Annotated in this window: 17 protein-coding genes, 1 other RNA gene and 3 pseudogenes; 15 read left to right on the top strand and 6 right to left on the bottom strand. The window is 56.8% G+C overall.

Annotation, left to right across the window (positions count from 1 at the left end; translation table 11 throughout):
- The first annotated feature begins 53 nt into the window (after positions 1 to 53).
- Positions 54 to 2,090, top strand: a complete 2,037-nt coding sequence (locus A7Q00_RS09290) for a cytochrome c biogenesis protein ResB (protein WP_064090275.1) — start codon at positions 54 to 56, stop codon at positions 2,088 to 2,090.
- Positions 2,077 to 3,309, top strand: coding sequence for a c-type cytochrome biogenesis protein CcsB (gene ccsB, locus A7Q00_RS09285; RefSeq protein WP_179946224.1), 1,233 nt, complete (start codon positions 2,077 to 2,079; stop codon positions 3,307 to 3,309). The genes A7Q00_RS09290 and ccsB overlap by 14 nt, the downstream gene beginning before the upstream one ends.
- A gap of 373 nt (positions 3,310 to 3,682) precedes the next feature.
- On the opposite strand, the gene A7Q00_RS09280 is transcribed toward ccsB, so the two are convergent.
- Positions 3,683 to 3,979, bottom strand: a complete 297-nt coding sequence (locus tag A7Q00_RS09280; RefSeq protein WP_082887813.1) for a hypothetical protein — start codon at positions 3,977 to 3,979, stop codon at positions 3,683 to 3,685.
- 590 nt (positions 3,980 to 4,569) lie between these two features.
- On the opposite strand from A7Q00_RS09280, the gene tsaD reads away from it, so the two are divergent.
- Both tsaD and A7Q00_RS14320 read left to right on the top strand, forming a co-directional pair.
- Positions 4,570 to 5,616, top strand: a complete 1,047-nt coding sequence (gene tsaD / locus A7Q00_RS09275) for a tRNA (adenosine(37)-N6)-threonylcarbamoyltransferase complex transferase subunit TsaD (protein ID WP_064090273.1) — start codon at positions 4,570 to 4,572, stop codon at positions 5,614 to 5,616.
- A pseudogene (locus tag A7Q00_RS14320) lies at positions 5,610 to 5,728 on the top strand (IS5/IS1182 family transposase); the annotation flags it as partial. The gene tsaD and the pseudogene A7Q00_RS14320, both read left to right, overlap by 7 nt.
- A gap of 156 nt (positions 5,729 to 5,884) precedes the next feature.
- Here A7Q00_RS14320 and A7Q00_RS09270 read toward each other — a convergent pair.
- Positions 5,885 to 6,893, bottom strand: a pseudogene (locus A7Q00_RS09270) (IS5 family transposase).
- A 193-nt stretch (positions 6,894 to 7,086) separates the two neighbouring features.
- Here A7Q00_RS09270 and A7Q00_RS13605 point away from each other — a divergent pair.
- The 4 genes and pseudogenes from A7Q00_RS13605 to A7Q00_RS09255 form a co-directional block, all read left to right on the top strand.
- Positions 7,087 to 7,200: pseudogene (locus tag A7Q00_RS13605) on the top strand (IS5/IS1182 family transposase); the annotation flags it as partial.
- Between the two features lie 353 nt (positions 7,201 to 7,553).
- Positions 7,554 to 8,531, top strand: coding sequence for a bile acid:sodium symporter family protein (locus A7Q00_RS09265; RefSeq protein ID WP_064090272.1), 978 nt, complete (start codon positions 7,554 to 7,556; stop codon positions 8,529 to 8,531).
- A 149-nt stretch (positions 8,532 to 8,680) separates the two neighbouring features.
- Positions 8,681 to 9,460 (top strand): 16S rRNA (adenine(1518)-N(6)/adenine(1519)-N(6))-dimethyltransferase RsmA, encoded by a 780-nt coding sequence (gene rsmA / locus A7Q00_RS09260; protein WP_064090271.1) that lies wholly within the window; start codon positions 8,681 to 8,683, stop codon positions 9,458 to 9,460.
- A 62-nt stretch (positions 9,461 to 9,522) separates the two neighbouring features.
- Positions 9,523 to 10,251: an amino acid ABC transporter ATP-binding protein gene (locus tag A7Q00_RS09255; RefSeq protein ID WP_064090270.1), complete on the top strand. Its 729-nt coding sequence runs from the start codon at positions 9,523 to 9,525 to the stop codon at positions 10,249 to 10,251.
- Positions 10,252 to 10,327: 76 nt separating this feature from the next.
- On the opposite strand, the gene A7Q00_RS09250 is transcribed toward A7Q00_RS09255, so the two are convergent.
- The 3 genes from A7Q00_RS09250 to A7Q00_RS09240 all read right to left on the bottom strand — a co-directional run bounded on the left by A7Q00_RS09250 (position 10,328) and on the right by A7Q00_RS09240 (position 12,690).
- The gene (locus A7Q00_RS09250; protein WP_064090269.1) at positions 10,328 to 10,747 is read right to left on the bottom strand and encodes a hypothetical protein; all 420 of its coding nucleotides are present in this window, start codon (positions 10,745 to 10,747) and stop codon (positions 10,328 to 10,330) included.
- A 187-nt stretch (positions 10,748 to 10,934) separates the two neighbouring features.
- Positions 10,935 to 11,210 (bottom strand): hypothetical protein, encoded by a 276-nt coding sequence (locus A7Q00_RS09245; RefSeq protein ID WP_064090268.1) that lies wholly within the window; start codon positions 11,208 to 11,210, stop codon positions 10,935 to 10,937.
- A gap of 94 nt (positions 11,211 to 11,304) precedes the next feature.
- Positions 11,305 to 12,690 carry an FAD-binding oxidoreductase gene (locus A7Q00_RS09240; protein ID WP_064090267.1) on the bottom strand — a complete coding sequence of 462 codons (1,386 nt, stop codon included), beginning with the start codon at positions 12,688 to 12,690 and terminating at the stop codon, positions 11,305 to 11,307.
- Between the two features lie 203 nt (positions 12,691 to 12,893).
- On the opposite strand from A7Q00_RS09240, the gene A7Q00_RS09235 reads away from it, so the two are divergent.
- The 4 genes from A7Q00_RS09235 (at position 12,894) to rnpB (ending at position 15,677) form a co-directional block, all read left to right on the top strand.
- Positions 12,894 to 13,280: a VOC family protein gene (locus A7Q00_RS09235; RefSeq protein ID WP_064090266.1), complete on the top strand. Its 387-nt coding sequence runs from the start codon at positions 12,894 to 12,896 to the stop codon at positions 13,278 to 13,280.
- Between the two features lie 15 nt (positions 13,281 to 13,295).
- Positions 13,296 to 14,654 (top strand): bifunctional 3,4-dihydroxy-2-butanone-4-phosphate synthase/GTP cyclohydrolase II, encoded by a 1,359-nt coding sequence (gene ribBA, locus A7Q00_RS09230; protein ID WP_064090265.1) that lies wholly within the window; start codon positions 13,296 to 13,298, stop codon positions 14,652 to 14,654.
- Positions 14,655 to 14,794: 140 nt separating this feature from the next.
- Complete coding sequence (locus tag A7Q00_RS09225) at positions 14,795 to 15,067, top strand: hypothetical protein (protein WP_064090264.1); 273 nt, start codon at positions 14,795 to 14,797, stop codon at positions 15,065 to 15,067.
- Between the two features lie 255 nt (positions 15,068 to 15,322).
- Positions 15,323 to 15,677: RNase P RNA component class A (rnpB, locus tag A7Q00_RS09220), an RNA gene on the top strand.
- Positions 15,678 to 15,806: 129 nt separating this feature from the next.
- Here rnpB and A7Q00_RS09215 read toward each other — a convergent pair.
- On the bottom strand, positions 15,807 to 16,013 hold the full coding sequence (locus A7Q00_RS09215) for a glycine zipper 2TM domain-containing protein (RefSeq protein ID WP_064090263.1): 207 nt from the start codon (positions 16,011 to 16,013) through the stop codon (positions 15,807 to 15,809).
- 107 nt (positions 16,014 to 16,120) lie between these two features.
- On the opposite strand from A7Q00_RS09215, the gene A7Q00_RS09210 reads away from it, so the two are divergent.
- From A7Q00_RS09210 to nusA, 3 genes are all read left to right on the top strand, one after another.
- A complete protein-coding gene (locus A7Q00_RS09210; RefSeq protein ID WP_064090262.1) occupies positions 16,121 to 16,567 on the top strand; it encodes a CopD family copper resistance protein in 447 nt (148 codons plus the stop codon).
- A 287-nt stretch (positions 16,568 to 16,854) separates the two neighbouring features.
- On the top strand, positions 16,855 to 17,280 hold the full coding sequence (gene rimP / locus A7Q00_RS09205) for a ribosome maturation factor RimP (protein WP_064090261.1): 426 nt from the start codon (positions 16,855 to 16,857) through the stop codon (positions 17,278 to 17,280).
- Between the two features lie 36 nt (positions 17,281 to 17,316).
- Complete coding sequence (nusA, locus tag A7Q00_RS09200; RefSeq protein WP_064090260.1) at positions 17,317 to 18,813, top strand: transcription termination factor NusA; 1,497 nt, start codon at positions 17,317 to 17,319, stop codon at positions 18,811 to 18,813.
- The last annotated feature ends 1 nt before the right edge of the window (position 18,814 follow it).

Raw genomic sequence — 18,814 nt, 5'->3', positions numbered from 1 at the left:
TCAGTTATAATCCCGCCGTTTCAATCCCACGTTTCTGCTCCGGATTTTCGGTTATGAGTACCCCAAAACCCGCCAAAACCCCGCTGTTGCGGCGGCCTTGGTTTGCCTTTTTCAGCTCCATGCGCTTTGCCGTGGCGCTGCTCTCGCTGCTCGCGCTCGCTTCGGTGATCGGCACGGTGTTGCAGCAAAATCAGGCCGAGGTGGCTTATGTGGTGGAATTCGGGCCGTTCTGGCATCAGATTTTCCGCTTCCTCGGCTTGTATGATGTGTATTCCGCGCCGTGGTTTGTGGCGATTTTGGCATTCTTGATGCTTTCCACCGGCCTGTGCCTGTGGCGCAACATCCCGCCTTTCCTGCGCGAAATGAAAAGCTTCCGCCTGAGCGCCTCCGCCCGCTCGTTGTCCGCCATGAAGCACAGCACCTTGCTCGCCGCCGCGCCCGCCCCCGAAATTGCCGAACGCTACCTGAAAGTTTCCGGCTTCGCCGTGCAAAGCCAACAACGCGAAGACGGCAGCTTCATCATCGCGGCCAAAAAAGGCAGCCTCAACAAATGGGGTTATATCTTCGCCCACACCGCCATCATCGTGATTTGCCTGGGCGGCCTCATCGACAGCAACCTGCCGATTAAGCTGGCCATGTTTTCAGGTAGCCTCAAGCCCAACAAAACCGCCCAGTTCTCCAACGATTTCGGCAAAGAAAGCCGCTTGGGCAGCAATACCTTATCGTTTCGCGGCAATGTAAACATCCGCGAAGGGCAAACCGTGCAGGAAGTGTTTCTCGACACCGGTGACGGGCTTTTGGTGCAGGAATTGCCGTTTAGCGTAACCCTCAAACAATTCCACGTGGATTACTACGAAAACGGCATGCCGAAAAACTTTGCCAGCGATTTGATCGTAACCGACCGGCAAAGCGGCCAAATTTACACCCCCACCGTGAAAGTGAACCATCCCTTCACCCTGCACGGCATCTCGCTCTATCAGGCCAGCTTCGGCGACGGCGGCTCCGGCCTCACCTTCCGCGCCTGGAACTTGGGCACGCCCTCCGCCACCAGCACCGAACTCAAAGCCGCCTCGCTCAGCGCCTTCCCGCTGCACCTGGGCCCAAACCAAACTCAACAATACACGCTCGAATTCACCGAACTGCGCCCGCTGAACGTGGAAGACGAAGAGCAAACCGATAACGCCGCCTCGCAACCTTCCAATCTGCGCCACCGCCTCAACGAGGCACGTAGCGTGCGGCAGTCTGATGCCCTGCGCAACGTCGGCCCCACCATCACCTTCCGCCTGCGCGACCAAGCCGGCCAAGCGCGCGAATATGTCAACTACATGCTGCCCCTGCGGCGCGGCGGCGATTTCTACTTCGCCACCGGCGAGCGCGGCAGCAACAGCGAAGACTACCGCTGGCTGATGATTCCCGCCGATAAAAACGGCAAGCCCGACACCTTCATGCACTTGCGCGCCGTACTGCTCCAGCCCGAGCTGCGCGCAGCCGTGCTCGACCGCGCCGTGGCCGATATGCCCGAGCCTTCCAAAGCCCGCTTCCGCGAAGCCTTGGGCAATATTTTGGAGCTGTTCGCCCGCGAAGGCTATGTGGGCATCAACCGATTTGTGGAAAACCAAATCCCCGCCGCCGAACAAGACCGGATGCGCGAATTGTTCTACCAAATGCTTTTCGGCGCGGGCAATATCGCCCTCGAGCAAGCGCTGGCCGAACAAGGGCTGGACTGGCCGCAGAGCGAAGAGCGCAACCGTTTCTTAATCAACAGCTTCGATGCCTACACCGGCCTCACCCGCTTCGGCTCGCCGGTGTTGCTGCAATTAAACGGCTACAACGAAGTAAAATCCTCCGGCCTGCAGATGACCCGATCGCCGGGCCAAGGCCTAGTGTATCTAGGCTCTGTACTGCTGATTTTGGGCACGGCGCTTATGTTTTACCTACGTGAACAACGCGCCTGGCTGCTGTATGACAACGGCCAAGCCCGCTTCGCCATGAGCTCTGCCCGTCTCAAACGGCAGCTGGAACCGATTTTCGCCACACACACACAACACCTCACGCGCCTGGCGCAGGAATTGAACCATGACCAACCCTAACCCGCCCGATGCCCTGTCGCAAAAACAGGCAGCCAGCGCCCCACACCGGCTGCCGCAGCACGAGCTGTTGCAGGAGCAGCGTTTCTGGAAGCTGCTTTCTGTAGCCGACTGGCTGTTTGCCGCCCTGATGATGGCCATTGCCGCTGCGGTGCAGATTCTGCTGCCGCACCGCATGGACATATATGAAGTGTGCATTTTATGGCTCAGTGCCGCCGCCGCCGTGTGGCTGGGCTGGTTTTACAAACCGCTGCGCCTGCTGATGCCGCTGTGCATCGCCCTGGCCTATGCCGCCACCGTGCTCTATGCCGGGCAGATGGCCAACGGCGAACGCTTCCTGCTGCGCTATTTTCTCGCCAGCCAATCGGCTATCGGCTGGCTGTGCGCCCTGGTGCCGATGTCCTGGCTGTGCTACGCGCTCGGTTTGCTCGGCGGAAACAAACAGGCGGAAACAAACAACACGCACGCCGTGCCCATGCTGCTTCGCATCGCCCGCTACCTGGCTTGGGCGGCCGCTGCCGCCGGGCTCACCGGCATGCTGGTGCGCTGGCATGAAAGCTACCTTATCAGCCCGCGCGACGGCCACATCCCGATTTCGAACCTGTATGAAGTGTTCATCCTGTTTATCGTCATCACCGCTTTGATGTTTCTGTATTACGAAGGCAAGTTCCGCCTGCAGCGGCTGGGCGTGTTTGTGTACACCCTGCAGCTGATTTTGGTCGGCTTCGTGCTGTGGTACACCTTCAGCCGCAACGCCCAGCAAATCCGGCCGCTGATTCCCGCCCTGCAATCGTGGTGGATGAAGCTGCATGTGCCGGCCAATTTCATCGGCTACGGCGCATTTTGCCTGGCCGCCTTCCTCGGCGTGGCCGAATTGATGAAACTGCGCCGCCCCTCGTTGCGGCTACCTGAAGCCGAAGTGATTGAAGAAGCCATGTATCAGGCCATCGCCATCGGCTTCCTCTTCTTCACCGCAGCCACCGTGCTCGGCGCGCTGTGGGCAGCCGATGCCTGGGGGCGTTATTGGAGCTGGGACCCGAAAGAAAACTGGGCGCTGGTGGTGTGGCTCAACTACGCGGCCTGGCTGCATATCCGCCTGGTGCGCGGCTGGGGCGGCAAGCCCTTGGCGTGGTGGGCGATTATCGGTTTCTTCATCACCGCCTTCGCTTTTATCGGCGTGAATATGTTTTTGAGCGGGCTGCACTCCTACGGCGGGCTGTAAAGCGCAAAAAGGCTACCTGAAAATGCAGCTTTCAGGATAGCCTATCCGCATATGAAGGGATTCAGATTTAATAAACCACTGGGGAAACACCCGGCAGCATCAAAAATCCCTCCGTGAGAACTATAGTGAATTAACAAAAATCAGGACAATGCGACGAGCCGCAGACAGTACAAATAGTACGGCAAGGCGAGGCAACGCCGTACTGGTTTTCGTTAATTCACTATAAGCACATCTTTTTTTCATACACGGCTATCAGCCGCAAACCATACATGAGCGCATCAAAGCCCATCTAGGCTGAAAGAATCGAAGTGCTTTAGCCATAAAACAAAGCCCCGCAGATGCGGGGCTTTTGCTTAAGTTTTAAACCGCCAAATTATTTGGCAGCACTGGCAGCACCTTCAACGGCAGCGGTAGCTTGAGAAGCAGCACCTTCAACGGCAGCAGTAGCCTGAGAAGCAGCGCCTTCAACAGCGGCAGTAGCTTGAGAAGCAGCACCTTCAACGGCAGCAGTAGCCTGAGAAGCAGCACCGGCAACATCAGAAGCCATTGCAGCAGCGCCAGAAGCGGCAGAAGCGGCAGAAGCATCAGAAGCGGCAGGAGCCGGAGCAGAACCACCACAAGCAGCCAAGAACAAAGACATCATGGCAGCAGCCAATAAAGATTTTTTCATGTTGAATTACCTCTAACAAAGTTCAAGTTATAACTTAAAAAATTCCCTATCTGCAGACCTCTAGCCGTCTTACAGATAAATTCCAATCAAGAATTGCCGCGTATTATCCGCTGTTCGTTGGGAGCTGGCAATTAAACTGCCCACTCTACTTACCACGCGCAAACATCTGCCGCCAAAATCGTTCTTATCCAATGTGCTAAGCAAACAATACTATTAATTAACGGATAACTCCCCAATAAGAAGAAAACTCTAATCAAATCAGAAAAAATAATATATTTTTCATACCAATATCAGCACAAACCTGCTACTACTAACCTCATTATCATGCCTCCTCACCACCTGCAAATTACATTCAATTAACCAAAATTAACCTGTGCGAAAAAACAACAAGCTCTATTCCCACCTGCATTAGCCAACAGTTTCCAACCCCATTTCATCTGAGGTGTATGTCAATCCACCCATCCGCATGAACCCCATCCCCTGCCCAAGCACATACCGACATTTACTGCCCTAGCAAGCCAACGCCATAGCGAAAGCCAATTTGATTTGCGATAAAATACAGCCTTTGATTTTTCAGGTAGCCTCTTATCATGCTCGTTCTCGGCATCGAATCCTCCTGCGACGAAACCGGCGTGGCGCTCTACAGCACCAAACACGGCCTCATCGGCAACCGGCTGCACACCCAAATGGCCATGCATGCCGAATACGGCGGCGTGGTGCCCGAGCTGGCCAGCCGCGACCACATCCGCCGCCTCGTGCCGCTTACCCAAGCCTGCCTGCACGAAGCCGGCAAAAACTACGCCGACATCGACGCCGTTGCCCACACCCAAGGCCCCGGCCTTGGCGGCGCGCTCTTGGCCGGCAGCGCCTATGCCAACGCGCTCGCCTTTTCGCTGGGCAAACCCGTGATCCCCGTACACCACCTCGAAGGCCACCTGCTCTCCCCGCTGTTAGCCGAAGAGAAGCCCGGCTTTCCCTTCGTTGCCCTGCTCGTATCCGGCGGCCACACCCAATTCATGGCCGTGCGCGGCATCGGCAACTACGAACTGCTCGGCGAAAGCGTGGACGACGCCGCCGGCGAAGCCTTCGACAAAACCGCCAAACTGCTCGGCCTGCCCTATCCCGGCGGCGCAAAACTTTCCGAATTGGCCAAGCTCGGCCGCCCCGATGCCTTCGCCTTTCCCCGCCCCATGCTGCATTCGCGCGATTTGCAGATGAGCTTCTCCGGCCTCAAAACCGCCGTGCTCACCGCCGTGCAAAACGTGCGCGCCGAACACGGCGGCAGCCTGCCGGACGCCATCCGCAACGATATCTGCCGCGCATTCCAAGACGCCGTGGTGGATGTGCTGCTGGCCAAGTCCCGCCAAGCCCTACTGCACACCGGCTACCGCACCCTTGTGGTAGCCGGCGGCGTGGGCGCCAACTGGAAACTGCGCGCTGAACTCGCCGCGCTGCAAGTGCGCCCCAACCCCAAAGCCAAGCCCGAAGCCGTGCGCACCTATTTCCCGCCGCTGCCTTTATGCACCGACAACGGCGCCATGATCGCCTTTGCCGGCGCCATGCACCTGCAACAAGCGCAGCCTGCCGCCGGATTCAACGTGCGCCCGCGCTGGCCGCTGGCGGAAATCGTTCGGTAAAACAATATAGTGGATTAAATTTAAATCAGGACAAGGCGGTGAGCCGCAGACAGTACACACGTTACGGCAAGGCGAGACAACGCTGTACTGGTTTAAATTTAATTCACTATATGAGACCTTTACAAAATACCTCTCTTCACCTTTTCGCTGACAGCCAGAACCCAAACACAGGTTTTCGGCTATTTCCCTCCCCCAATACCTCCTGTTTTACCCAAATACCCCCTTAATCCTCCCCTGATACCCGATAATCAGGCATCCGGGCCGCCTTTTAGGCAGCAGCGGGCACACTTAGCCTGTTAGCCGCTTTCAACAGGTTTAAACGCATCGCCTTCAGATGGCTTTGCGCACTCACTTTAATCAGCCCAAAATAGGCTGCCCGGGCATAGCGGAATTTACGGTGCAGCGTACCGAAGCTTTGTTCGACCACATAACGGGTCTTCGACAAATATCGGTTGCGTTTGGTTTGCACTTCTGTCAGCGGACGGTTGCGGTGGGCTTTGCGCATAATGCCGTCTAACAACCGATGCTCTTTCAGATGTTGCCGGTTTTCCTTACTGTCGTAGCCTTTGTCGGCATAGACGGTCGTACCTTCGGCAATGCCTTCCAGCAAAGGCGACAGGTGGTTGCACTCATGGGTATTGGCGGGGGTGATGTGCAGTTTCTCGATATAGCCTTCCTCATCGGTACGGGTATGTTGTTTGTAACCGAGTCTGTAGAGGCCGTTTTTCTTTGTCCAACGGGCATCTTTATCTTTACTCGGTGTGGTTTGGCCGCTGACTTGTCCTTACTTCATCGACTTCTATGGCCTGACGCTGTTTGCTGCCGGCGGTTTGAATAATGGTGGCGTCAATGACGGCGGCGGATGCTTTCTCCACTTTTAGGCCTTTTTCGGTCAGTTGTCGGTTAATCAGTTCCAGCAATTCGGACAGGGTGTTGTCTTGCGCCAGCCAGTTGCGGTAGCGGCATAAGGTGCTGTAATCGGGGATGCTCAGTTCGTCAAAACGGCAAAACAGGTTGAAGTCGATGCGGGGGATGAGGCTGTGTTCGAGTTCGGGATCGGAGAGGCTGTGCCATTGTCCGAGCAGGACGGCTTTGAACATGGACAACAGGGGATAGGCGGGACGGTCGCGGTGGTCTCTAAGGTAACGGGTTCTTTGACGGTTCAGGTACTGCTCGATCGGTTGCCAATCAATCACCTGATCCAACTTCAATAGTGGGAAGCGGTCGATGTGTTTGGCAATCATGGCTTGGGCGGTTTGCTGGAAGAAGGTGCTCATGAGAAATCCCCTAAATGTCTTGGTGGGAATTTAGGGGATTTTGGGGAATTTTGCAAAGGTCTCTATATATTGATATTTTCAGGTAGCCTTTACCCTCCCCGGCAAAGGCTACCTGAAAACATTTAAGGGCTGCTCCAAACATATGAAACAGCCCTTTTGCATCGTCATCCGACACCGCCGCTAACCGAAATCCTATAGTGAATTAAATTTAAATCAGGACAAGGCGACGAGCCGCAGACAGTACAGATAGTATGGCAAGGCGAGGCAACGCTGTACTGGTTTAAATTTAATTCACTATATTTCTTAATCCAACACTGCTTTTTCCATAAACTCTTCAAAACTATCGGCCACCGGCTCCATATACATTTCGCCGTATATCAGCCAAATACTGTGGGTTTCGGGTGAAAAAACAATGTGCCGACATCGTAGCAGCCGAAAGGAAATACCGTGCGCAGAACATCGATCAGCGGCAGTTTGCCCACGCTCTTCCTCATCCAACTCCCGCCAAACAACATCTTTAATTCAAATTGGTTTGCTAATAGAGGCAGCACCGGACGATACCACGCAGCCTTTACACTTTTCAGGTAGCCCGCCCCTTGTCCCGCAACCCTGCTTTCTTGTATCCTTCGCCCTTCCTGTTAAAAATTGCAAAAAACCATCATGACAGCTTTACAAAGATTCAGCCGCTTCATCGGCAACACTTTTGCCCTGTGGGCAGCGCTATTTGCCATGGCCGGCTTCTTGGCGCCTTCCCTCTTCACCAGCTTCATCGCCCCCTACATCCCCTGGCTTTTGGGCATCATCATGTTCGGCATGGGGCTCACCCTTGCCCCTTCCGACTTCAAAATCCTCGGCCAACATCCCAAAGCCGTGCTCATCGGCGTGGTGGCGCAGTTTGTGATTATGCCCACCACCGCCTACCTGCTCTCGCGCGCCCTTAATCTGCCGCCCGAAGTGGCCATCGGCGTAGTGTTGGTGGGCGCCTGCCCCGGCGGCACCGCCTCCAACGTGATGACCTATCTTGCACGCGGCAACGTGGCGCTTTCCGTGGCCGTTACCTCCATCAGCACCCTGCTCGCGCCCCTGCTCACCCCGGCAGTATTCTTCCTGTTTGCCAACCAATGGATCGACGTTTCCGCCACCACAATGCTGGTATCCATTTTGCAAATGGTGCTGCTGCCCATCGTGCTGGGCGTGGTGGCGCACACCCTGTTCCGTAAGCAAACTGCCGCCGCCATTGATGTGCTGCCGCTGATTTCCGTGCTTGCCATCGTGTTGATTATCGGCGCCGTGGTAGCGGGCAGCCGCGCGCAGATTATCGAAACCGGCCTGTTGATTTTCGGCGTGGTGGTGCTGCACAACGCCATCGGCTATGCCTTAGGCTTCCTCGCCGCCAAACTCTTTGGCCTGCCCTACGACGCACAAAAAACCCTCGCCATCGAAGTCGGCATGCAAAACTCCGGCCTCGGCGCGGCGCTGGCCAAAGCCCACTTCGCCATGATGCCACTGGTGGCCGTACCCAGCGCCATCTTCAGCGTGTGGCACAACATTTCCGGCTCCCTCCTCGCCTCCTATTGGGCCACTAAGGCCGAAAAACAGGCACAGGCCGCGCAAAAAGAAAATACCGCTGCCAAGTAAGCCAAACCGACTGCTGGCAGCAAAGGCTACCTGAAAATTTCAGGTAGCCTTTCATTTCTAGCAACAGCCCACCGGCAAGCCGCCCAAGCACACCGCCGAATCTGATACAATCCGCACTTTTCCCGCCAACTGCCGCCCGGCTCACCGTTATGACCCAACACACCGCCCGCAAACGCTTCGGGCAGAACTTTCTGCAAGATTCCCGCATCATTGCCGATATCGTCCAGGCCGTGCGGCCGCAGCCCGCCGATACCGTAGTGGAAATCGGCCCCGGCCTCGGCGCGATTACCGAGCCCCTGGCCGCCAAGCTCGATTGCCTGCATGTGTGCGAAATCGACCGCGACATCATCGGCTACCTGAAAACCCGGCCCTATGCCGGTAAACTCGTTATCCACGAAGGCGATGTATTGCAATTCGATTTCGCCGGCGTGCCCGGACGCAAAAAAATCGTCGGCAACCTTCCCTACAACATCTCCACCCCGCTGCTGTTCCACCTCAGCCGCTATGCCGACGAAGTGGAAGACATGCACTTCATGCTGCAAAAAGAAGTGGTGGAACGCATGGTAGCCGAGCCCGGCAGCAACGATTTCGGCCGCTTGAGCGTGATGCTGCAATACTTCTTTGAAATGGAAAAACTGCTCGACGTGCCGCCCGAAGCCTTTTCCCCCGCGCCCAAAGTCGATTCCGCCGTGGTGCGGCTGATTCCGGCCAAACACCGCATCGGGCAGGCGCAGGATTTCGGGCAATTCGCCGCCCTGGTGAAACAAGCCTTCCACCAGCGCCGCAAAACCATCCGCAATAACCTCAAAGGCCTCGCCGACGACAATGATTTACAGGCCGCCGGCATCAGCCCGCAAGAGCGCGCCGAGCATATCGCGCCCGAAAAATATGTAGCCTTGGCCAACCTGTTAGCCCAAAAGGCTACCTGAAACACAATCCCGCCCCGCGCCGATTGTTCCAACCGACAACCCAGCCGTTCTGGAAATAGAAAATGATTAAATTCAAAAACGTAAACAAATGGTTTAAAGAACTGCACGTTCTGAGCGACATCAACCTCGAAGTGAAAAAAGGCGAAGTGGTGGTGGTGTGCGGCCCCTCCGGCAGCGGCAAATCCACCCTCATCCGCACCGTAAACCAGCTCGAGCAAATCCAAAGCGGCGAAATTTGGGTGGACGGCGTAGACGTGGCCAGCCCCGCCACCGACCTGAACAAAATCCGCGCCGAAGTGGGCTTCGTGTTCCAGCATTTCAACCTTTATCCGCATTTGAGCGTGCTGGAAAACATCGTGCTCTCGCCGATAAAAGTGAAAAAGCAAAGCCGCTCCCAGGCCGAAGAAAAAGCGCTGCAACTCTTGGAGCGCGTGGGCTTGGCGCACAAAAAAGACGCCATGCCCGGCGAACTTTCCGGCGGCCAGCAGCAGCGCGTGGCCATCGCCCGCGGCTTGGCCATGGAGCCGCAAGTGATGCTGTTTGACGAACCCACCTCCGCGCTCGATCCGGAAATGGTGGGCGAAGTGCTCAAAGTAATGAAAGACTTGGCCGAAAGCGGCATGACCATGATGTGCGTGACCCACGAAATGGGCTTTGCCCGCGAAGTAGCCGACCGGATTATCTTTGTGGATCAGGGCAAAATCGTGGAAGTGGACACGCCGGAAGCGTTCTTCACCAACCCGAGCAGCGAGCGGGCGAAGCAGTTTTTGAAACAGGTGATGAAGGCTTGATTGCCTAATTTGAAAAGTGGAAAAGGCTACCTGAAAGCCGCTGGGCGGATTTTCAGGTAGCCTTTTTTTCGTTGGGCTACACGCTGAAATATTGGAATACAAAGGCCGGCTCTTGGCCGTTTAAATAATATTCGCCCACAATATAACCGATGTGTTGCGCCTCGCCCTCTTCATACAGCTTGGCTTCCACACCCACGGATTCTTCTTCACCTTCCGGCTCGGCTTCCCCACTCTCTTCCTCCTCGTCATCATCGCTCAAATCGCCGAAGATGCTCAGGCCGGTGCTGCCGCATTCAAACTTATCCATCTCCTCCAAGGGGAAGAAACATAGTTTGGTTTTGTCTTCAATGAAATCCAGCATTTCGTCAATTTCTTCCAAAAACCCGCCGTGAATATCGAATTGCTCGGCCAAGGTTTGGGTGTCTTGCCGCTTGTAGGCATCTAAAAATGTTGCAATGGCTTGGTAAATTTCGGTTTTCAGTTTTAACGGATACATAGCTGCTACTCCACAGGCAGAAGATGGATGCCGCTGCGGGCGGAAGGCTACCTGAAATTCCCGGCTGGATGGAAACTTCGCGGCGCTGCGTTTCAGCGAAACTCGCTTCGTTCGTTTTAACTGCGTTGAAGCTCACGCTTTCAGGTAGCCTTTTCTGTATTCAAACGGCAACGGGAAACGTGCCGCTTCAAGCCCACGGCTCTTGGTTGACCTGTTTTTCGTAATCCGCCGGTTCTTCGGCTTCGGGCACGGCGGCGAAGCCTTCGGCGGTTTGGCGGTATACGGCGGCGCGGTAGGGGAAGCGCTCGATGATGGCGGCAATCGCGGCATCGAGCTCGGCTTTGGTTTCCCACACTTGGCCGCAGTCGTCGCACATAAACAGCGAGCCGTCTTCAGGGTCGAGTTGGGTTACCCAGCCGGTGCAATGCGGCAGCGGGCAGCGGATTTTGAAGGCTTGGTTCATGATCGGGCTTCCTTGTGTTGCTAGTTAGTGGTTTTCAGGTAGCCTTTTGGGCGGCTACCGGATTGTTTGTAAACGATATGGCTTGCGGCAGTTTTCAGGTAGCCTCCGGCGGGAACAGTTTGCCGGGATTGAACAGGTTATACGGGTCGAGCTGTTTCTTAATGGCACGCATCAACTCGATTTCCACGGGGCTGCGCACGCTGGGCAGCCAGTGGTTTTTCACTTGGCCGATGCCGTGTTCGGCGGCAATCGTGCCCTGGCAGGCCAGGGTGTGTTGATAGACGATGCGGTTGATGCCGTCTTCGTATTCGTAGGCTTGGTTGCTGCGGATGTGCGGCAGGAAGGTGTTGAAATGCAGGCTGCCGTCGCCGAGGTGGCCGAATACGATGATTTCGATGCCTTCATAGGCCTGCTTGAGCGCGGCGGAGGCGTTGGCCACCAGTTCGGCCACGCGCTCGATGGGCACGGCGATGTCGTGTTTGATGCTGACACCGAGCGCTTTTTGCGCGGCGGAGATGTCTTCGCGCAGCCGCCACAGTTCGGCGCGTTCGCCCTCCGACTGCGCCAGCACGGCGTTTTCCCAGCCGTGTTCAAACAAGAATCCGGCCAAATCGTCGGCCAATTCGGGGCGCGGCAGGCTGTCGTTCAATTCGAGCAAGATGTGCCACTCGGCATCAATCGGCGGGCTGAGGCGGCTGTAGGCGGCGGAGAGGGCAAGCGCGGGGCGGCTCACCAGCTCGAAGCTGCACAGCCGCTCGGCGAAACGGCCTTGGATGCGGGTAAGCAGGCGCACGGCGTCTTCAATGCTGTTTAGGCCGACCCAGGCGGTGGCGGTGGTTTGCGGCGGGGAGAAGAGCTTGAGCGTGGCGGCGGTGATGATGCCGAGCGTGCCTTCGCTGCCAATGAAGAGCTGGCGGATGTCGTAGCCGGTGGTGTTTTTGTGCAGCGGGGCGAGATGGGAGAGCAAGCTGCCGTCGGGCAGCACCACTTCCAGCCCGAGCACCAAATCGCGCGTGGTGCCGTAGCGCACCACGTTCAGCCCGCCGGCGTTGCAGGCGATGTTGCCGCCGATTTGGCAGGAGCCTTCGCTGGCGAGGCTGAGCGGAAACAACCGCCCGGCTTGGACAGCGGCTTCCTGCACGTTTTGCAGAATCGCGCCCGCTTCCACGGTGATGGCGTTGTCGGCCAGGCTGAGGCTGCGGATGCGGTTGAGCCGCGAGAGGTTGAGCAAAATGCCGCCGTTTGGCACAGCCGCGCCGCAGAGGCCGGTGTTGCCGCCCTGCGGGGTAATCGGCACGCGGTGTTCGGCACACCAGCGCACCAGCTTCTGTACATTTTCCACGCTGTCGGGCATCACGGCGGCTGCCGCCTGGCCAATGTAGCGGCCGCGCCGGTCAGCGAGCAGCGGGGCGGGGTCGGCAATGATTTCGCGTTCGCCAAGCAAGGCGCGAAGGGCTTGCGGAATATGGGCAGGGTTCATTTGAGGCTACCTGAAAGATTGGAATGGACGGTATTGTAGCGGCAAGACGGGGTTTTCAGGTAGCCTTCGGCTGCCGGCAGGGCTACCTGAAAACCGGATATTGCTTAAAAGTAATTTTTCGTCATCTCCAGCCGAACTTTACTTTTCCAACCAAGCGCCGTATAGTCGCCCAAGTTTACTACCCACACCACTAGGAATCGCTAATGAACAACACCCCGCAAAACCCCGTAAGCTGGTTTGCCCTCAATGTGCAAGACTTGGCACGTGCCGCCCGCTTCTACGAAACCGTGTTCGGCCTGCCCCTGCAAGAAGTGCCCGGCAAAGACCCGCAACGCCCAATGTATCTGTTCGCCCCCGCCTGGGAGCAATACGGCATCGGCGGCATGCTCTGGCACGACCCCGCCGCGCAACCCGCCGGCTACGGCGGCATCACCGTGTTTTTCAACTGTGCCGACTGCGCCGAAACCGCCCGCGCCGCCGAAGCGGCCGGCGGCAAAATACTCACCGCCAAATTCCCCATCGCCAACGGTTTTGCCGCCTTTATCGAAGACAGCGAAGGCAACCGCATCGGCCTGCATTCGCCCGCTTAAATTTTCAGGTAGCCCATGCCCAGCCCTATCAATATTACCGAACTGCGCCGCCGCAACCTGCGCGAATGGATCGACCGCCTGCACCAAGGCCGGCAGATTGATTTCGTCTCCGCCACCGGCATCAACCAGGGCGAACTCTCCGCCCTGCTGAAAAACAAGCCATTCGGCGAGCGCAAAGCCCGCAAAATCGAACACAGCGCCGGTATGCCCGCGCTGTGGCTCGACACCGACCACCGTTCACCCGCATCCGCCCCCCAACCCACTTATAGGAATACCCGCCACATGCCCACCCCCATTGCCACCATCCCCGAAATCCTAGCCGACCTCAAAGCCGGCAAAATGGTCATCATCACCGATGCCGAAGACCGCGAAAACGAAGGCGACCTGCTCATGGCCGCCCAATTCGTTACCCCCGAAGCCATCAACTTCATGATCAAACACGCCCGCGGCCTCGTGTGCCTGCCCATGGCCGAAGAGCTGGTGGACAAACTCAAACTCCCCCTCATGACCCAGCACAACGGCGCGCAATACGGCACCAACTTCACCGTATCCATCGAAGCCGCCCACGGCATTTCCACCGGCATTTCCGCCGCCGACCGCGCGCTCACCATCCAAACCGCCGTTTCTCCCGCCGCCCGGCCGGAAGACATCGTCCAGCCCGGCCACATCTTCCCCCTGCGCGCCCAAAAAGGCGGCGTGCTGGTGCGCGCCGGCCACACCGAAGCCGGCGTCGATTTAGCCCAAATGTGCGGTCTCATCCCCGCCGCCGTTATCTGCGAAATCATCAACGACGACGGCACCATGGCGCGCATGCCCGAGCTCACCGAATTCGCCCGGCAGCACGGCCTCAAAATCGGCACCATCACCGACCTCATCGAATACCGCAGCCGCACCGAAACCCTGCTCGAAGAAATGGGCAGCAGCCCCGTCCGCACCCCCTGGGGAGATTTCCGCCAGCACGTTTATGTAGACAAACTCTCCGGCGAAACCCACCTCGCCCTGGTGAAAGGCAGCCCGCAGCCCGACACCGAAACCCTCGTACGCGTACACGAGCCCTTCAGCGCCATGGATTTCCTGCAAACCAACCCCCGCCACTCCTGGCCGCTGCCGCAAGCCCTCGAGCGCATCCAAGCCGCCGAACACGGCGTCGCCATCCTGCTGCACCGCACCGAAGACGGCGCCGCCCTACTCGACCGCACCCTGCCCAAAGGCCAAAGCCAAACCCGCCAGTGGGACAGCAAAACCTACGGCATCGGCGCGCAAATCCTCGCCAACCTCCGCGTGAAAAAAATGCGCGTGCTCGGCCAGCCCTCCTCCCTCACCGGCCTCACCGGCTTCGGGCTGGAAGTAACAGGGTTTGAGGGCATGGAATAAAGCGATTGCTGCAAACAGGGGCTACCTGAAAACTCTAGCCCCGCAGCAACTTGTTTTTTAAAACACCCGGAAAAGCAATTGCGGGCAAACCCAGAGACGCAGCGGATTTCCAACCAGCCATTAAGGACAGGATAATAATAATGACATATATCATGCAGTTCTTCCCTTTCATTATCGCCGTCGCCGTATTTTGGTACGCCTATACTTATCCGGTCAGGAAGGCAAAACGTTCGCTCCCGACCCTGCCGCAATATTTGCAGTCCCACCCCGAATGCAAAACCGATACGGGCATCAAATGCCGGGTGTGCGGCTCGAAGAGTATTAAGAATTGGGGTATCCGCAACCAGAATGACCAATGCAGGATGTTTATCTGCAATCATTGCGATGCCCATCTTTACCGCTCCGATTGGTAGGCCCTGCGGTTGGCATTCGTGGCAATCTGCCAAAGGCCAAAATCGATTGGAATTAAAATCCGATTGTTCTGCCAAAAATTTGCGGCTTGTTGTTTGCCAAATTGTGCCGACGGCGGCTTGTTTATGTGTGGGAATCAACAGCGTTGTGTTGACGCCACCCTACCCGCCGTTGCCATATATAAAGGCTACCTGAAAACGGATTTTCACTTTTCAGGTAGCCTTTCCCACCCAATCCGTTATAATCCCGCCCGTATCGCAGCAGGCCAGACAGTCGCCGCGCCTTTGGGCGGGGAGGAAAGTCCGGGCTGCACAGAGCAGGATGCCGGCTAACGGCCGGGCGCCGCGAGGCGACGGAAAGTGGAACAGAAAGCATAACCGCCGATGGCCGCGGCAACGCGGCACAGGTAAGGGTGAAATGGTGCGGTAAGAGCGCACCGTGCGGCTGGTAACAGTCCGTAGCAGGCCAAACCCCATCCGCAGCAAGACCAAACAGAATGCAACGACGCTGCTCGCCGAGCATTCGGGTAGGTTGCTTGAGCCGCTTGGCAACAATCGGCCTAGAGGAATGACTGTCCAACGACAGAACCCGGCTTACCGGCCGGCTGCGATACACATTACTTAATAATGGCAAGGCGAATCAACGCCGTGGCATGCTTGATTTTTAATCCACTCCATCAAAACAACTGCGGGCGGAAGTATTTTCACACTTCCGCCCGCATCATGAACAAGGGTTTGAAACTTACTGAATCTGGCTGCCTACTAGACCACCCAGGGCAGCGCCGCCCAAGGTCGAGCCGGTGTCACCGCCAATCACGCTACCGGCCACGCCGCCCACCGCGGCACCCACAGCAATATTGCGCTGTCTGGTGGTCATACCGCTACAGGCGCTCAGGGAGGCGGCAAGCAGCATAACCGTGAAAATAGAAGTAACAGTAGATTTTTTCATGATATATACCCTTTCTGTCAGTATCTAGAGAGGCACGGCGGATTTGACCGCCCTACCTGCCTATGAGAGTATCGCATTTTTCTGTGATTGCATCAAAAGGCAGGTAAATGTCTGTTTATTCCGCTGCGCACATCATTCACTTATTCTGCGCCATCACCTTCGTGGGCGGGGTGCTGTTCGAATCGCTGGTTTTATCGGTACTGCACACCAAAAAAGTCAGCCGCGAGGCGCGGCGCGAAACGGAACGGGCGCTTTCCGCACGGGCGGTGAAAGTGATGCCTTGGGTGGTCGGGCTGCTGTTTGCCTCCGGCCTGGTGATGATGCACCGCTACCTGCAAATTCTCCACAATCCGTTTGCCAATTCTTTCTTTATCCAGCTCTCCATCAAGCTGCTGCTGGCTTTCAGCATCCTCTGCCACTTCCTGGCCGCCGTTACCCGTATGCGCCGCCACACCATGACCGTGGCCTTCTCCAAATACATCCATCGCGCCGTGCTGGTGCAGATGCTGCTGATTGTGTTTCTAGCTAAAGCGATGTTTTACATTGCGTGGTGATGCAGGCTACCTGAAAACATCCGCTGCAATCTAAAATAAAAACGAAGTTTCCGAATTACCGAACCCAAACATCAACCTCAAAGCAGCTTAAAATCACAATCCCCCCTTCGCTCCCATCCTGCATTGTTGCGCGATTCTCACAACCTGCCCGCTGCCAGCCGCCCCGGCACAAAGCACATTTGCAAAACTGCCGAATATGGTTTAGAATCGCGCCGTTTTTCAGTTATTTACGAGATAAATGAGAAATGGCCCCGAGGCCATTTTTTTGTTTTTCCAACTAGGGAATCATGGATATTCAAGCCGTTTTAGAAAAAACCCTGCCCGGCCTGGGCTACGAACTGGTGGATTTCGAGCTCACCGCGCAAGGCGATTTGCGCGTGTTTATCGACAAGCCCGAAGGCATTACCGTGGAAGACTGCGCCACTGTCAGCAACCATTTGAGCCGCCTCTTCATGGTGGAAGACGTGGACTACAAACGGCTGGAAATCTCCAGCCCCGGCCTCGACCGCCCGCTGAAAAAAGCAGCCGACTTCATCCGTTTTTCAGGTAGCCTCGTCAAGCTGAAAACCCGCCTGCCGATTGAGGGGCAGAAAAACTTCATCGGCCGCATCGAAACCTTTGAAAACGATGTGCTGACCATTGCCTTCGACGGCAAAACCGCCGCCATCGAATTATCCAATATCGACCGGGCGCGCCTGAAGCCCGAATTCTAATTTGCCTATTTATTAATTAATGGAGAGTTCATTCCCATGAGCCGCGAAATGTTGCAACTGGCCGAAGCCCTGGCCAGCGAAAAAAACGTTGAATCCGAAGTGGTATTCGAAGCATTGGAGTTCGCCCTGTCGGTGGCCGCCAAGAAAAAGGCCGACCGCGAACACATGGACGTGCGCGTAAGCATCGACCGCGATACCGGCGAATACCACACCTTCCGCCGCTGGCTAATCGTAGCCGACGAAGACTACACCTACCCCGATACGCAGAAAACCATCGAGGAAATCCAAGAAGAATTCCCCGATTCTCCGCTGCAAATCGGCGAATATTACGAAGAAGAGCTGGAAAACGTGGCCTTTGGCCGCCAAGCCGCGCAAACTGCCAAGCAAATCATTTTGCAGCGCATCCGCGATGCCGAGCGCGAGCAGATTCTGCAAGAGTTCCTCGCCCGCCGCGAAGACGTGGTAATGGGCACGGTCAAACGTGTTGAACGCCACGGCATCATCGTGGAAATCGGCCGTTTGGACGCGCTGATTCCGCGTGACCAGTGCATCCCGCGCGAAAACTTCCGCAGCGGCGACCGCATCCGCGCCCTCTTCCTGCGCGTGGACGAACAAGGCAACAGCGGCCGCAAACAGGTTATCCTCAGCCGCACCTCGCGCGAATTTTTGGTGAAACTGTTTGAACAGGAAGTGCCGGAAATCGAAGACGGCCTGCTGGAAATCAAAGAAGCTGCCCGCGACCCCGGCCAGCGCGCCAAAATCGCCGTCAAATCCAATGACGCGCGCATCGATCCGCAAGGCACCTGCATCGGCGTGCGCGGTTCGCGCGTGAATGCCGTGTCCAACGAATTGGCCGGCGAGCGGGTGGACGTGGTGCTGTGGTCGCCCGAAACCGCCCAGTTTGTGATTAACGCGCTCTCCCCCGCCGAAGTCAGCCGCATTCTGATTGATGAAGACAACCATTCGGTAGACGTTATCGTGGCCGAAGACCAGCTCGCGCCTGCCATCGGCCGCGGCGGCCAAAACGTGCGCCTCGCCGCCGACCTAACCGGCTGGCAGCTCAACATCATGACCGTACAGGAAGCCGAAGAGCGCCACGAAGCCGAAGATGCGCAAATCCGCAGCCTGTTCATGCAACACCTGAATGTGGACGAACAAACTGCCGACCTGCTGATTGAAGAAGGCTTCGCCGCTTTGGAAGAAGTGGCTTATGTGCCTGCTGCCGAACTGGTGGAAATCGGCTTCGACGAAGCCACCGTGGAAACCCTGCGCAACCGTGCCCGCGACGCCATCCTCACACTAGCCATTATGTCGGAAGAAAAACTGGACGAAGTGGAAGAAGAGCTGAAAACCCTCAACGGCATCGACCAAGACATGCTGCGCGATTTGGCGCAAGCGGGCATCACCACCCGCGACAGCCTGGCCGAGCTTTCCACCGACGAATTGATCGAAATCACCGGCGTGAGCGAAGAAGAAGCCAAAACCGTTATTTTGGCCGCCCGCGAACATTGGTTTGCCGAAACACAGGAATAAG

Origin of the sequence: Eikenella halliae (assembly GCF_001648475.1) — a bacterium.
Classification (GTDB): domain Bacteria; phylum Pseudomonadota; class Gammaproteobacteria; order Burkholderiales; family Neisseriaceae; genus Eikenella; species Eikenella halliae.
This window is presented reverse-complemented; position numbering and strand designations above follow the sequence as displayed.

Bases quoted from the DNA above. Each gene is read 5' to 3' on its own strand.
- A7Q00_RS09290 (WP_064090275.1), top strand. From the start codon at position 54: ATGAGTACCCCAAAACCCGCCAAAACCCCGCTGTTGCGGCGGCCTTGG.
- A7Q00_RS09250 (WP_064090269.1), bottom strand. From the start codon at position 10,747: ATGTATCCGTTAAAACTGAAAACCGAAATTTACCAAGCCATTGCAACA.
- rsmA (WP_064090271.1), top strand. From the start codon at position 8,681: ATGACCCAACACACCGCCCGCAAACGCTTCGGGCAGAACTTTCTGCAA.
- ccsB (WP_179946224.1), top strand. From the start codon at position 2,077: ATGACCAACCCTAACCCGCCCGATGCCCTGTCGCAAAAACAGGCAGCC.
- nusA (WP_064090260.1), top strand. From the start codon at position 17,317: ATGAGCCGCGAAATGTTGCAACTGGCCGAAGCCCTGGCCAGCGAAAAA.
- A7Q00_RS09210 (WP_064090262.1), top strand. From the start codon at position 16,121: ATGTCTGTTTATTCCGCTGCGCACATCATTCACTTATTCTGCGCCATC.
- A7Q00_RS09215 (WP_064090263.1), bottom strand. From the start codon at position 16,013: ATGAAAAAATCTACTGTTACTTCTATTTTCACGGTTATGCTGCTTGCC.
- A7Q00_RS09255 (WP_064090270.1), top strand. From the start codon at position 9,523: ATGATTAAATTCAAAAACGTAAACAAATGGTTTAAAGAACTGCACGTT.
- A7Q00_RS09245 (WP_064090268.1), bottom strand. From the start codon at position 11,210: ATGAACCAAGCCTTCAAAATCCGCTGCCCGCTGCCGCATTGCACCGGC.
- A7Q00_RS09235 (WP_064090266.1), top strand. From the start codon at position 12,894: ATGAACAACACCCCGCAAAACCCCGTAAGCTGGTTTGCCCTCAATGTG.
- A7Q00_RS09265 (WP_064090272.1), top strand. From the start codon at position 7,554: ATGACAGCTTTACAAAGATTCAGCCGCTTCATCGGCAACACTTTTGCC.
- tsaD (WP_064090273.1), top strand. From the start codon at position 4,570: ATGCTCGTTCTCGGCATCGAATCCTCCTGCGACGAAACCGGCGTGGCG.
- ribBA (WP_064090265.1), top strand. From the start codon at position 13,296: ATGCCCAGCCCTATCAATATTACCGAACTGCGCCGCCGCAACCTGCGC.
- A7Q00_RS09280 (WP_082887813.1), bottom strand. From the start codon at position 3,979: ATGAAAAAATCTTTATTGGCTGCTGCCATGATGTCTTTGTTCTTGGCT.
- A7Q00_RS09225 (WP_064090264.1), top strand. From the start codon at position 14,795: ATGACATATATCATGCAGTTCTTCCCTTTCATTATCGCCGTCGCCGTA.
- A7Q00_RS09240 (WP_064090267.1), bottom strand. From the start codon at position 12,690: ATGAACCCTGCCCATATTCCGCAAGCCCTTCGCGCCTTGCTTGGCGAA.
- rimP (WP_064090261.1), top strand. From the start codon at position 16,855: ATGGATATTCAAGCCGTTTTAGAAAAAACCCTGCCCGGCCTGGGCTAC.